Source organism: Pedobacter jeongneungensis (genome assembly GCF_039538295.1).
Lineage (GTDB): Bacteria > Bacteroidota > Bacteroidia > Sphingobacteriales > Sphingobacteriaceae > Pedobacter > Pedobacter jeongneungensis.
The window spans coordinates 130,131-143,811 of sequence record NZ_BAABBY010000014.1 but is presented as its reverse complement, the minus strand read 5'-3'; the positions used below and the strand labels follow the sequence as shown (position 1 = coordinate 143,811).

General features: G+C 37.9%; 10 protein-coding genes. 2 read left to right on the top strand and 8 right to left on the bottom strand.

Annotation, left to right across the window (positions count from 1 at the left end; translation table 11 throughout):
• Positions 1 to 7: 7 nt before the first annotated feature.
• Complete coding sequence (locus ABD769_RS25030) at positions 8 to 91, top strand: IS3 family transposase (RefSeq protein ID WP_425568871.1); 84 nt, start codon at positions 8 to 10, stop codon at positions 89 to 91.
• 133 nt (positions 92 to 224) lie between these two features.
• Here ABD769_RS25030 and ABD769_RS22590 read toward each other — a convergent pair whose 3' ends face one another.
• Together ABD769_RS22590 and ABD769_RS22585 are read right to left on the bottom strand one after the other, a co-directional pair.
• Positions 225 to 1,181, bottom strand: coding sequence for a nitrilase family protein (locus ABD769_RS22590; RefSeq protein WP_344853625.1), 957 nt, complete (start codon positions 1,179 to 1,181; stop codon positions 225 to 227).
• 73 nt (positions 1,182 to 1,254) lie between these two features.
• Positions 1,255 to 2,061 carry a DUF6597 domain-containing transcriptional factor gene (locus ABD769_RS22585; RefSeq protein WP_344853624.1) on the bottom strand — a complete coding sequence of 269 codons (807 nt, stop codon included), beginning with the start codon at positions 2,059 to 2,061 and terminating at the stop codon, positions 1,255 to 1,257.
• Positions 2,062 to 2,241: 180 nt separating this feature from the next.
• Between ABD769_RS22585 and ABD769_RS22580 the strand changes: the two genes are divergently transcribed.
• Positions 2,242 to 2,736: a DUF416 family protein gene (locus tag ABD769_RS22580; RefSeq protein WP_344853623.1), complete on the top strand. Its 495-nt coding sequence runs from the start codon at positions 2,242 to 2,244 to the stop codon at positions 2,734 to 2,736.
• 39 nt (positions 2,737 to 2,775) lie between these two features.
• On the opposite strand, the gene ABD769_RS22575 is transcribed toward ABD769_RS22580, so the two are convergent.
• The 6 genes from ABD769_RS22575 to ABD769_RS22550 all read right to left on the bottom strand — a co-directional run bounded on the left by ABD769_RS22575 (position 2,776) and on the right by ABD769_RS22550 (position 13,301).
• The gene (locus ABD769_RS22575; RefSeq protein ID WP_344853622.1) at positions 2,776 to 4,707 is read right to left on the bottom strand and encodes an LTA synthase family protein; all 1,932 of its coding nucleotides are present in this window, start codon (positions 4,705 to 4,707) and stop codon (positions 2,776 to 2,778) included.
• A gap of 528 nt (positions 4,708 to 5,235) precedes the next feature.
• Positions 5,236 to 6,465, bottom strand: coding sequence for a hypothetical protein (locus ABD769_RS22570; protein ID WP_344853621.1), 1,230 nt, complete (start codon positions 6,463 to 6,465; stop codon positions 5,236 to 5,238).
• 10 nt (positions 6,466 to 6,475) lie between these two features.
• Entirely contained in the window at positions 6,476 to 10,105 is a 3,630-nt protein-coding gene (locus ABD769_RS22565; RefSeq protein WP_344853620.1) for a PAAR-like protein, read from the bottom strand.
• Positions 10,106 to 10,116: 11 nt separating this feature from the next.
• Complete coding sequence (locus ABD769_RS22560) at positions 10,117 to 10,926, bottom strand: hypothetical protein (protein WP_344853619.1); 810 nt, start codon at positions 10,924 to 10,926, stop codon at positions 10,117 to 10,119.
• Positions 10,927 to 11,311: 385 nt separating this feature from the next.
• Positions 11,312 to 11,485 carry a hypothetical protein gene (locus ABD769_RS22555; RefSeq protein WP_344853618.1) on the bottom strand — a complete coding sequence of 58 codons (174 nt, stop codon included), beginning with the start codon at positions 11,483 to 11,485 and terminating at the stop codon, positions 11,312 to 11,314.
• Position 11,486: 1 nt separating this feature from the next.
• Entirely contained in the window at positions 11,487 to 13,301 is a 1,815-nt protein-coding gene (locus tag ABD769_RS22550) for a type VI secretion system Vgr family protein (protein ID WP_344853617.1), read from the bottom strand.
• Positions 13,302 to 13,681: the final 380 nt, after the last annotated feature.

The following is a 13,681-nucleotide window of genomic DNA, read 5'->3' as shown; positions in this document are numbered from 1 at the left end:
AGAATATATTCACTATTATAATAACGACAGAATCAGACTCAATTTAAACGGGATGAGCCCGATAAAATATCGAGCTCATCAGTCTAATTAATTTTTTAACTTTGTCCAACTTTTTGGGTTCAGTCTAAAATGTGAGGCTTTTTTGTTTAATAGCATAAAATATAGGGTTGTTCTGTAATGAATAATTCGGCAGATGGATTTACAACCTCAATTTATCCTGCCAATCAGATCGTTTTCTTCTTAAGCCATGCAACCTGTTGATTGCTTTCGTGTGGCTTACCAAGTATAGCCTGATATAAATCTGGTTTCCTGGCCTGGATATACCGGTATCCTCCCGCATCGGTAAGCTTGTTGGAACTTAATTCAGCAATTACAAATTCATTTCCTAAAGACCTGCACTCGGCAATTACATCTCCAAAAGGATCAATAATCATCGAACATCCGTTTTTAAGCTGATCATCATCCATGCCAATGGGGTTGGCGAAAACAGCGTAAATTCCATTATCGTAGGCCCGGGCAGGCAACCATTTCATTAACCACTGGCGGCCTTTAAGGCCATCGAATTCTGTACGTAAAATAACGCTGTTCGCTTTTTTATTTTCCCAAAGTTTAGCATCTACAAAGCCTGCACCCGGGCGGGTAGATGGCGTGCACATGGTTACATGCGGCATAAAAATAATTTGTGCGCCCAGCAGCGTGGTTGCCCTTACATTTTCAATAATGTTATTGTCATAACAGATCAGTATGCCGCATTTCCAGCCATATAAATCAAATACCGTAAAAGCATTGCCAGGTAAAAGATGTGGGTTGATAAAGGGATGCAGCTTTCGGTGTTTGGCAATCAGTCCATTCCCGTCAACACAAACATAGGCTTTAAAAAGGTTATCGTTTTCATCTTTTTCAAATAGTCCGGCCAGAATGGCGATGTTAAATTCTTTGGCGATTTCGGTTAAGCGGATAATGCTTGATCCCTGAGGTATAATTTCTGCCAGTTGGAGCATCTGCGCTTTAGAAAGGTGCCTGGCAAAAGTGTAACCGGTTATTGAACATTCGTGGAAGGCAATTGCCTGTGCACCCTGAGCTGAGGCTTCTTTGGCAAGCTTTTCAATTACCGAAAGGTTATATGCCTTGTCGCCACTGCGGTTTTCGAACTGAGCGGTAGCTATTTTAAAATTTTTCATTTTTAGTATTTTAACTGATCAAAACTAATCAGCTCAATAATGAAAAATTTGTACAAAACCGACAATCAACCGCTTATACCTGCATCAGATTTATGGCCAGCATTTGCGGCGTCTTTTTATAATAGATTGGGGTAAAACCAGTCATCTTTTTAAAATTACGGTTCAGGTGGGCATGGTCGTAATAGCCCGAAATATAAATCAAATCGGCTATTTTCTCCTTATCGGGTTGTTTTTGAAGTAATTTAAGAAAGTGCTGCAGCTTAATAATATCAGCAAATTTTTTAGGCGAGGTACCCACATGCTCGCAGAATTTACGTTCCAGCTGCCTTTCGGTTATGGGGATTGTTTGGAGTAAATCTTCGATACTGATTAAGCCATGGTGCTGGTAAATGCAACGCATGGCCCTGTTAAAACCGGCACTTAAATTTCTTTGTGCAGTTAACCGCTTGATTAAAAAGCGCTCAATAATTGCGATGGCTTCAACGGGCGATGTGGCAGTGGTAATTTGTTCTTCAACATCACGGGCTTCCTGTCCAAAAAAAATGGCCAAAGGTACCGTTTCATCATTTAACTCATATGCCGCCGTATGGAAATGGGTAAATAAAGCATAGGGTTCAAGCACCACAACAATCATCTTTAAATCACCTTGGGTAACTATGGTGTTATAATGGCTCAGTTGCCCATAAACAAAATTCCGGGGTTGTTTAATGACTGCAGAATTTTCGTTATTCCACTGTAAAAACGGATCTTTTAAATGAAAAACGATTCCTGGATTACCATCCGAAAACATGCGGTAGGATTGTGCCACGCTGACTTTTTGATCAATAATCAGATAGTGTTTAACCAGTCCCTGGAGTAAATGATGCGGCGGTAATTGCATACGTAAGCAAATGTAAGAGAAACATCGTGCAGGCAAATCGTTTAATTGCAATAAAATTGTGCCTGTAAAAATTACGCATATCTTTGTGCCCTGGCCATTGATGTATTTAAATATTGAGGAATGTTTTTCTTAATGATTTTAATTGCTAAAAGGTCAATCGGTTTGCTAAAATAATATCATATGGATTCTACCCGGTTTTACGAGCGTTTAAGTCAGCAATTAACGGTTTTACCTCAAGGTAGGTTAATTGGCTTTGGACTGGATATCTGCGAAAGGCTTTTACCTGATTACATCGATTTTTACAATGAATTTAAGTGGGGAAATCCTGAAATATTGAAAGAATCTATTCAATATATTAAGGATTCAGTGCTGGATGGTGTGAATGAAGAAAAGGTAAATCAACTTTTAACCGAATTGGAAGAAGTTTTACCTGATACCGAAGAATTTACCGATCCATCGGGAACTTACGCCTTGAATGCCGGTTGTGCAGTGTTCGAACTTTTAGAATACCTGATCGATCCCGAAATAGACCATTTATTAAACATCAGCAGCGTAATAACCGATACCATCGATTTTAAATTAAGCGAACTGGAAACCGATTTAAGTGAAGAAGAATTGTTAAAACACCCCGAATTATTGAAAGAGTGGAATAATCAGCTGGAATTAAGTAAATAGTATATCGTTTGTAATTTCTATAGGTTTCTGTTCAGGCAGTTATCTCTTTTTAGATTCGAAACCGTACAAACCTTTCTGGTATAAGTATGAAGCCATTTGGTAATTCGATATCGCCTCGTTAATCAGTTGCTCATCTGCCGGCAATGTTACTGCACTTCCCGTAGTAAAATTAGGTTTGTAAGTAACTGCCTTTTTATTCGGATCGAGGATTACCAGTTTATCGTTTTTAATGTAGCCCAAACTTTGGTAGGTACTGATAAAGGCCCTTTCATCGCCGTCTTTTACTTTAAAAACATCCTGGCCGAAAAATTTACTGTCGTAACTAAAATTCAGATAACCCAGAATAGTAGGGCCAATATCAATCTGTGCGGTAAGTTTCTCAAATTTACCCGGTGCAATGTGCCCGGGACTATAAAAGATCATTGGAATATGGTATTTATCAACCGGTAGCTCTACTTTACCTGCACTGGATGCACAATGATCGGCTACAATAACAAAAAGGGTATTCGAAAACCAGGGTTTTTGCTTTGCTTCTCTGATAAATTTCCCAATGGCATAATCGGTATATTTTACGGCGCCTTCTCTGCCGGTATGCGATGGAATATCAATCCGCCCTTCAGGATAAGTGTAAGGGCGGTGGTTCGAAACCGTCATAATCTGTGCAAAAAACGGCTTGTTGTTTTTATAGTCTTTATCCAGTTCGCGTAACGACAAGGTAAACAGGTCTTCATCGGCCACGCCCCAGATATTAGAATAATGAATTTCCGAATCCTGTAACGAACTTCTGTCGGTTACTTCATAACCATTGTTAGAGAAAAATTCGTTCATGTTATCAAAATAGCCATAACCGCCATAAATAAACCTGCTGTTATAACCTTTAGATCGGAAGATACTACCCAAAGTAAACAGGTTTTTATTATCCGGACGTTTAACAATCGATTGTCCGGGCGTGGGAGGGATGCAAAGCGAAAGTGCTTCCAAACCACGTACCGTCCGCGTGCCCGAGGCGTATAAATTATTAAAAAGCAATCCTTCTTTGGCCAGCGAATCGAGCTGCGGGGTAATGTGCTGCGTATTGCCAAAAGTACCCAGAAACTCGGCGCTTAAACTCTCAACACTGATGAGTACTACGTTCATCTTATTTTCAGCACCCGCGTTAGCAATTTTTCTCGAAGTATTTTTGAATGCCAGGCTGGTATCCTGCTGAAGTAAATGGTTCAAAATAGATCCGGCCCTTTTAATGGGCAACGTTTTATAAAAAGTGTTGTAATCGAGCTGGTTATTCCAAAATGCGAAACCAAAATCGTACATCCCATTGCCCGAAAGCTCGTTTACATATTGGTTTTTGCTCAGGTATTTTAATTTATGGCTTACGCAGAAATAGGTAAAAACAGGCAGGCATAAAAGGATCAAAGCAATTTTTGTTCGTTTACCAAAACTGCTTTTTGCAGTGGTTGATGCAGTTATATATGGCCTTAAAAGGTAAATAACTGCGGCCGTCAGCAACACCAAAGCCAGCATAATGCTATTTATGGGGTACGATTGGCGGATATTTCCGATCACTTCTGTAGTGTACACTAAATAATCGACCGCTATAAAGTTATAACGCACCGAAAATTCTTCCCAAAAAAACCACTCAGAAATGGCATTGAAAATAAGACTGAAAACAACAAAAAAGAAATAAATAAACAACAATGCCCTGCTGAATTTACGGTTATACCATTTAGAAGGCAGCAACCATAAATAAATTACAATGGGTATTACTGCAAAAGATGCTGCAGCAAGATCGTAAAAGAGGCCGATAGCGAAAATTTTAATCAGGTTAAGTACCGACCAATCAACAGATGAGGCACTATAAACCAGTAAAGCCAGCCTGGTGAGTAAAGATATACTGCATAACAGTGCGGTAACTAAAAAAACTGGACCAAATCTGTTATTCAGTAATTTGTTTGTTTGTTGTTTAATGCTCATTATAAGGTCGAATCCAAAAGTTTTTAGCTTACCTGCCACAATTGTATAAGTATTGGGCGAAGGTAAGTTCCAATTCTGAAGGAATTCTGAAGGTTTGGTTAGCGCCTAAAGATATTAATAAATTGTTAACTTAATATTTAATTAATATCGTCTTGTTGCTTAACCGTGAGTTTTCTTTTGACAGTTTCATTAATTTAGAGGGTAATCTGACGGCATAGTATTGTAAGGTGTTTCTAAAGCAGACTCGGGGAGTCTAATTTGAAAATGGGCGTTCATACCTTCGTGGGTGCTTTAGTCCCGTTATATACTCCAATCTTTTTATTGGAAATATTGCGCAACAGGCTATATGGGTAATAATTGGAGATACCTTGCCAATAAAAAGGATTTCCGTTGCTACCGGGTTTAGCGTGGATGGGCTTTTTGGCATTGGCAAATTTGTAATGCCTCTGTGTTTGCAAATTATCAGGCCAATAACATGTGATATTTATTGGGGCAATTATCCTCTTCTACGTGTATCTCAAATTTCTATTATTCCGGATCTGCACCTTTTGGTGGCGCCTCTTCCTGTAACTTGGCTATTATCTCTTTCATTTTAGGCAGGCCGAAATAATTATGCTGTTCTATTATTTTAATTACTTCAGGGTGCGAAACAGAAAGGTTGTATAATGAAGAACCCGGAAGATTCCATACATCAGATGATGCAGGAGATTTGTATTTTTCTATAGCAGGGTTTTCGATATTAGCAATGTTGGCTACAATTTCTGCTTTTTCTACATCGGTGAATTTTTTAGAGGGGTCTTCGTCGAAGATTTCATATTCATCTCCGTCATATAATGTACTTATGAAACTTCCTAATGCATAGATAAAATGGTTATCTGTTGGACTAGTATTTTCTTCAACATATTTTAGCAAATTAGCCCTTATTTCTAGTTTATTATTACAGTCCTTAGCAAAAAATAAGCTAGAAATAACTTCTCCATATATTATATTTTTTTTAGTATTTTCTTTATAAATAGAATCTAAAACCATTTTATTTATTTTTGGTTCTTTATCGTATCCAAAAACAATAAGTAAGTTTTTTAAAAAAGTTTGATCATTAAAAAGTAGCCATGTTAAGCTAGACTTGCTTTCATTAAATAGGTACTTATTACGATGGACAAGAGATAATATGTTTTTTTCGCGTTCTTTTGGAAGATCATGTAAGTCTTTCCAGCGATCAATCTCTATTTTTTCTTTTTCAATTGCATCATAAATAAATCTCGGTTTTTCTTCGACAAAATTTAATTGAGGATAATCTTTTTGGTAATCTAGGATTTCAGGAATAGCATACATATTTGTTATAAAACTTTCGTTTTTTAATATAAAGCTTCCTTCTATCAAAAAATGATCATTAGGATAATAATGTAATGTTTTATTACATTGATCTAAAAAGTTTAAATAAAGATATTTATCAGTATTACCAGTGTCAATCGTTCTATTAAAATATAGTTTGATTTTTTCTGCGAATAATGCTTTATCAATAAATTTGAAATTATTTTGTTCTAGTTTTTTTCTTAATATATAAATTGTTGCCTCAAAATCATGTATATTATATTTAATATCATTATAATCCGATTTAGGGCCATCTTCTAATTGATGAGTTAAAATTTTTGTGATCATACTATCTTTTTTTAAATTGGCATCATCTTTTTCTTTAGCATTTCTGCAAGAGAAAAGAGTTGTGATAATTATTAAGCCTAATACTAATTTTAATTTCATTTTAATAATTTTATTGTGTTTTTTCGCCGTTTTTATTCTCTTTAATTGATTTGTTGATTGTTTTCGTGTTAGCATCGCTAAGTTTTGCATAATTGTCTTTTAGACTATCTATTGTTTTTAATGAGTAGCCTTTTGGCTTATAGAAGCCTCTGAATCGTTTGTAAACTTTCGTTCCATCCTTTTGCGTATAGCTATAAAATATTTTTCCACTACAATCATAATTTGAAACTTTTAATTGATCGCCTTGATTTCCACCCAAAATACAATATTCATTATTTGGAAGTTTTCCATAAACAAATGCAACATGACCGTGAGTGAATCCATCTTCGCTCGTCAGTGTTTTTCCACTAACATCACAATCTGTAAACACAGCAATAGCCCCATAAAAAATCTCACATTTTTCTACTCTTTTACTTGATAAAAAGCTCTGTGAAGAGGCTGAGGCATATATTTTATAATTAGATTTTAATATACACCAATTGACAAACGAGGCACACCATGAAGTTCTATATCCTCCTTCTAAATTACCTCCTTCTTTATGATAGAGTTTGATTCTATCCCCAATTATATTTTCTTTTTTGCCACCATAATTTTTTGCTTCCGAAATTGCAATTTTCATCCATGGAGCTCTTTGTTTATCATCTTTTATATCGACTGCTTTCCAATCGCATTCAATAACTTTGAATATTTTTGAAGTGTAATTGTCCAAAGCATTTTGTTTTTCTACATAGCTATTCCCAACTTTATTTCCGACCTGTTCTGACACTTTTTTATTTTTATAAAGGCCATTACTAAGCGCAATCAACCCCTTCCATTTAAAAAAGGCCATGGAGGTAAGCACAGCTATCTTAATATCCTTAGATACGATGTCTGAATTTTTAAGGATATCTGTTTTTTCATATTTTAAAGTATAGGCATTTGCTTTGGTATAATTTTCCCTTCCTGTAAGCTGGATCAGGCCTTTACCCCTAAAATTCCAGCCATCACCTTCTTGGATATTACCGACCCTATTATCTACACTTCTGTTTTTATCGGCGTAGGCTAAGTTGGCGATCATCTTTTGATTCGCCGCATGGTCTTTGGTCCGGCCATATTTATAAGCATCATCATGATGTTTGGTGAAATAAGAAAATGGTGGACTGTCGCGCTTACCGGTTTTTTTATTTAAGTTGCCATTAATCAAAGTGTCGGCACTATAGTTCATACTCTCCCCGCTTTTTAAATGCAGTTTAGTGCTAGATTCGACCCTGATCTGGGCAAAGAAATGTGCTTTTACCCAGCAGGTATTCATGCCAAGTTCTGCCATATATTTGTTGTAGGTATTGGCAACAGTTGTGAGTGTCTCATTATCTGCGTCCGTGAATACCTGCTTCAGTTCTGCCGGGGTAATATCCTTATTGCACCTCGGGCAGCTGCCAGTATTATGCCCTTCCTGCCTTCCAATCCCCACCAGTGCTTTGCCACCATTGGCGGGCACATCATTCTTAAAGGCCATCAGGGTGTTACTGATGCCAAAAAACTCCATTTCTCCGATCACGGCATAAAATCGGTGCAGCTTTTCGCTGTAACTTTTCTCCCAGCTTTTGTCCAGGGTGAAATCAAATTCAACTGTACCGTCAGGGTTTAATGGATATTCTTTATGGTGTACAAGAGTATCGTTTCTGAGGTTATCCAGTCCCAGCCGGCTTTCTTTACGGTATATTTTTACTGAGATGTTTTCTGCGCTCAGGTTCCGGGTGCGGATTCGGCATTGCATTTTACTGCCGTATAAGGCCTGTATAACTGCTTTGCCATCGGTTAAAAATTCAATGCTTACAATTTCTTCACCTGTAACCAATTTTAGTTTTTGCAACGGCTGGGGGATATCCCCGTTTAAAATTTCATATTTTTTATCGGCAGCATGTACCTTGAAATAAAATTCTGTTCCTGCTTTTAACAGTTTTGAATATTGGGCTGCGTGTGGTACAAAAGGATATTTTGCGGTATCGGGTACCTGGTTTTGGGGCACCTTGAAGCCATTGATGACGTGCATGGCCCTTGCATTGCCATTACCATCGATATAACCGTACTCCAGGTTAACGGTAATGCCCTCTGCCGCTTTGAATTTAAGATAAGCGTGGTTTTTTTCTTCCCAACCCGTTTTTATTTTTCTGCCACCTTCGGGGTATTCCCATTGTGCGAGGATAAGCGCGGGCTGGGCGACGGTTATTTTAACCGCTACCTTGGCACCTGGCTGTAACAGGTATGCCTGTACGGTGTATTCGCCTGGTTCTTCAAATTGATGGCTTACCGTTTCGCCTGTTTTGGTTTCAAATGCTACAACAGGTTTTCCTTCATCGTTTTTACATGTCCATTTTACCGCAGTACTTTCTTCGGGCAGGGCAGGTAAAACTTTAAAATGGTCTTTTACGCTAAATATGACCTGTTCTTTTATCCTCGTACTTTCAACAGAGGCAATCACCGATGTAATCCCATTCCTCAGGGCATGGATCTGCTCTGATTGTTTTGGGACACCGTTAAAACAGGCCGATACCACGTAAGTGCATTCATCATTACAGATGACCTGGGTAATGTTCCCTGTTGGGGTTAAAAGGGCAGGCACCCCGACACCACCTGTTTTGGTCACTTCCCAGCTAATGGTACTGATATCGCCGGGTACGGCCAGGCCAGGGAAAAGGCTTTTCAACCTGAATGTTACAGGTACCTGTACCCTCACTTTGGTTTTTCCGTCTACCGTGGTTACCGTTTCGATCGTGTTTTCCTTGATGGTATAAGCCCTGGTTACTTTTTTATCACTATTAGCCTTGCCATAGGCCTCAATGAGGTATATTCCTGCTTTTTTGAAGGTAATGGTGATGGTTTCGCCGGCATCGCTCCGCAATTGCATGGGCTCGCCGTTTGTATCGTAAATTACCCAGTTTACGCCCTGCTTTTCGGCATCGCCGGGCTGTCCGTAAAACTCTGCCCTGAAAGTAACAGGGCTATTGAGCGGTTGCAGCTTGCCATAAGTTAGCGGGGCAATTGACTTTACGGCCGCACCGTCTTCGTCGTTGTTTTTTGCCACCGCACTGGTGTACATAAACTCCTCGGTAAGCAAGGGGCCATCAGCTACCCAGCTGCCTGCACTGGCGTTTTCGAGTTCGCGGGGAGTGATATTAACCTGTTGGCCATGCTGAACAATTTTTATGTTTCCGCCTTTTGCTGTACATATTGCGGTGCTTTTATTGGTTAGCACATAAGCCCCGTTGGGGAGCTCTACTTTTTCGTAATAATCTTTCCATTGCAGTTTGGCCGTACAGGGCACGGGTTTTCCCGGATCCGGTACTTTACACTGGCCGAAGTTGAGGTTGAGCAGTTTATTTTCTAAAGTGGTGGCGATCAGTTTGGTTTCACCGTTATCGTTGATTATATATTTATTATGGCTGAGTACTTTTAATGGTTTGTAAGAAGGATCAAAAGCCTGATCGCACGTGCATTTTGCACCATGGCAGGCCAAAATCTCGGTAATTTCTGTATTCGGGATGGAACGGTCAGGATCCTGCACGGCAGGCTGACCTGCCCCCTTTAGGGTATCGGCAGCATCAAGAGCTGTGATATTATCTTTAGCATTAACTGGCTCAGGATCTGTGCTCCAATCCATTTTGGTTATATTTAATTGGTGGTTAAAGTAATTTTAAGCGTCTTTTTATAACTGTTTGTGGTTAAGGAATAGCAGCTTTCCAATGCATTACACCAACCCGTAACAGGATCTAGCTGATATTGTCCTTCAACACGGATTTCGCCGAGGCGATCATCAGTTTTATTTTTAAGCCACTCTTTAAAACCTGACTGATCAGCAATTTTATCCCACTTACCTGAAAAATTAATCGATTGCTCAGTGGCAGAAGTATGAAGCAACCATTTTTCGTTAAACTGGATAGGGAAGGGGCACAAGCCATGCACAGTTCTTTTGCTATAAAAAGCGTTACCTGTAAAAGAAGCATCATAAATATTCCTGAAATACTCGTTCAGAAACAGGTCTTGCATGATATAATGTGTGAATGTTTTGCCTGGCAATATTTTTTTATCGATTTCCGCCAGGGCCGGTTCAACCCAGTTACCTGTAAAAGTATTGGCTAAATTACTCCTAATATTCAGCCACCTTTGCCAGAGTTCATTTTGTTTTTCGATGGTAACAGGTACCCCGTTTAAACCCAGTTTTAAGGTTAACTGATTTAATGTTGCCGAAACCTGACGTGCAAATACATCTGCATTGTTAGTTAGTAAAGCACCGGATGGAATTGGTTTGCGTATAATTTCTATACTCTGATTTCCATACCAAGCTGAAGTTTTGTGTGGAAAAATTTCTACACTAAAGAAATTAATAAAATCCTCACCTTTAAGCGCTGTTTTCTCTGCAATTTCTATCTTACCAAGCATGCTTAAAGGTTTATTTAAAGATTTGTATTGAATTTTACTCATATTGTTTCTTTGTTTGATAATTCAATTACTGTTGAATTCATATTTTTTCTCTCTTCGAAGCCTTTACTTTGCTCAATGCAATAAAGAGAGAAAATGGAAATTATGCTGCCATCCATAATATTTACCTCCATTACCTGCATCAGAAATGTAGGCCGTTAAGGTAAATCCCCTTCCACACATTTCTAAAAGATTAGATTTTAGCTTTATAATTTTTCCTACACAGGCAAGATTTCGTTGTAATGATTTCCATCGTAAATGAACTCTAGTTTCCATTTTATAGATCTTTCATCTTTTGGCAAAACATCACCTTTAAATTTTATTACTTCGAAATCGTATATATTATTATAAATTAAACTATCTCTTGGCAACCCTGTTATAATTTCTTCTACTTCATGTGTTTATTTTTAACAGGCTCATACCGATCATACTTAATCTTATCCCTGCTCTGAAGCATCACCTCTTTTGATGCATTTAAATTAATGTCGCCATTGGTGGCAAACCATTTAATACTTTCTGCATTTTCAGTTATGGTTTTGCTGATATATTTGATCGTACCCATGTCAGAACAATTTAACTTTATTGCCGCTTTTGTTTACAATTTCTTTGCTGCTATGCAACTCGATATTCTCTTTTGTACTGTTTAAATTAATATGTTCTGCAGTTTTTTCGATATTGGAAGCACTTTTATTAATATTATTGTTAGCAACCATGCTGATGTTTTCTGCCATTACCGAATGGTTTTCGCCCGCATTGCTCATAATGTTTCCTCCGGCATTATAATAAAGATGTTCTCCGGCAGTTATTGAAATGTTTTGTTCAGCATTAATGGTTATATTCTTAGCCGTAATGTTAATGTTTTCTGGTGCGCTGATTTCGATACTTGATGCGCTGGTGTCAAATCTGATGATATTGTGGTTTTTGTCGGTAATGGTAATGGTTTCAGCACCCGCAGTGTCATTAAATTCAACCGTATGCCCGCTTCTGGTTGCAATTGTTTTTAAATGATTATCTTCATCACCTCCCGCACCATTTAAACCGTGGAAAATACTCCCCATTATAATTGGCCTTGCAATATTTCCTTCCTCAAAAGTTACAGCAACCTGGTCGCCAACTTCGGGAACAAACACAAACCCCCTGTTTGTATTTACCTGTGCGCTGCTGCCTGCATCTGGTGTTATTATCCTTAACCAATCAGTAACATCATTGTTGAGGCATTCCCATTTAAACCTCACCTTAATCCGTCCATGGCCAAGCGGATCATTATTATCCACCACATCAGCCAGCTGCATCTGCGGATTTGGCCTTTTATAATTTTTTACCAAAAGATATTCTGTTGAGGCGACTAAACCTTCGAAAGTATTATGGTACTTGCCCGCTACATCAATATGGTGATGAATACTGGTAATCAGGAATTTACCCAGACTTTCGGTGATGAAAGCAAGCTCCTGTTTTATGCTCATCATGATTTCGGCAACGCAACCAATGCTTAATGCTGCATTATCGCCTTTGGCATTGATTTTTAAAAACTTTGATGCATTGGCTTTTTCCTCGTTTTCTGTATAGGTTTTAATTTCCTTATTACTGTTTATAGCGATTTGTACCTGTTGATGATGTGTCTTGCTAAAGGTTTGCTTAGCAGTTCGAACTGCATGTGCAAGGTCAGGTATGCCGTCTGTTTTGCCTGTGCTTTCACTTTGCAAAATCTCGTCTTCAGTGGGGTAATACGTGAAATTTTTATTTTTGATCGGAGAAATTTCCATGGCATATTGCAGATCCTGCACATCGCGACCATAAAACAGTTGTATTTCCTTTTGTTCATCTGGTTTGCCGAAATTGAGTTGTTTCCCATCATAGAAAAACCATTCTTGATATTCGGCCGATAAACGGTTTAAAAACTCAAAATCGTTCTCCTTGTACTGGATAAGATAATCGACAGGGATTTTGCGGTTAGTATTGGTTACTATTTTAAGATCATTTTTAGCTATATCTTTTGTGGTCAGCGTTACTATTTCTTCTAAACTTTTATCAAGATAAGAACCCAGATCTGCTCCATGTTCAATTAAAATGGTAGGACTGTAGCCACTCACAACAAGTACGCCATGATAACCATGACTTTGATCAAGCGATATTTTGGTAATCAGCCCTGTAAATTCCTGTAATTTATCAGTTTCATAGCCAAAAGAAGCTGTAAGTGTTTTGCCAACAAAATCGCGGCTGTTATCAAGCGTAATAAGTCCCGGCAAACCCAATTGGTTTTGCCTGAACCTTAGCTCAAAATAATGATGCCCGTTAAATTTTTGTTCCAGATCGAACGAATCAAAGTGTTTGATGGCCTTGCCTTCGATATTGATTTCGGTAATGAGTTTGTCTTCCATAATAAGAGGTCAGAATTAGAAAACCAGATACAAATGCAATCTGCATCTACACTCTTGCAAAATTTTGTCCAAATTGTTTTGTGATAGCCTGATTTTAAGGATTTTGTGTTTGCGTGAAAGAAGTTGTTTTGGGAAAAAGTGCTCTTTTTTGTGATTTAAAGCAGATTATGGCGCTCAAAGAATAATATATTAAAGAAAATATTTGAGCATGTTTATGAAAAAAAATATCGGGGTATTATACTAATTTTCCACACTATGTATTGTAGTTGTGGAAATACTTCTACATCTTTTTAAAAATTAGATGATTAAAAGCATTTTATATTTATCTGTTTTTAAGCTTCCAGTTAATAACCCAGCCTTTTAAAAATCAATTTATTTCT

Bases quoted from the DNA above. Each gene is read 5' to 3' on its own strand.
- ABD769_RS22590 (WP_344853625.1), bottom strand. From the start codon at position 1,181: ATGAAAAATTTTAAAATAGCTACCGCTCAGTTCGAAAACCGCAGTGGC.
- ABD769_RS22585 (WP_344853624.1), bottom strand. From the start codon at position 2,061: ATGCAATTACCGCCGCATCATTTACTCCAGGGACTGGTTAAACACTAT.
- ABD769_RS22580 (WP_344853623.1), top strand. From the start codon at position 2,242: ATGGATTCTACCCGGTTTTACGAGCGTTTAAGTCAGCAATTAACGGTT.
- ABD769_RS22575 (WP_344853622.1), bottom strand. From the start codon at position 4,707: ATGAGCATTAAACAACAAACAAACAAATTACTGAATAACAGATTTGGT.
- ABD769_RS22570 (WP_344853621.1), bottom strand. From the start codon at position 6,465: ATGAAATTAAAATTAGTATTAGGCTTAATAATTATCACAACTCTTTTC.
- ABD769_RS22565 (WP_344853620.1), bottom strand. From the start codon at position 10,105: ATGGATTGGAGCACAGATCCTGAGCCAGTTAATGCTAAAGATAATATC.
- ABD769_RS22560 (WP_344853619.1), bottom strand. From the start codon at position 10,926: ATGAGTAAAATTCAATACAAATCTTTAAATAAACCTTTAAGCATGCTT.
- ABD769_RS22555 (WP_344853618.1), bottom strand. From the start codon at position 11,485: ATGGGTACGATCAAATATATCAGCAAAACCATAACTGAAAATGCAGAA.
- ABD769_RS22550 (WP_344853617.1), bottom strand. From the start codon at position 13,301: ATGGAAGACAAACTCATTACCGAAATCAATATCGAAGGCAAGGCCATC.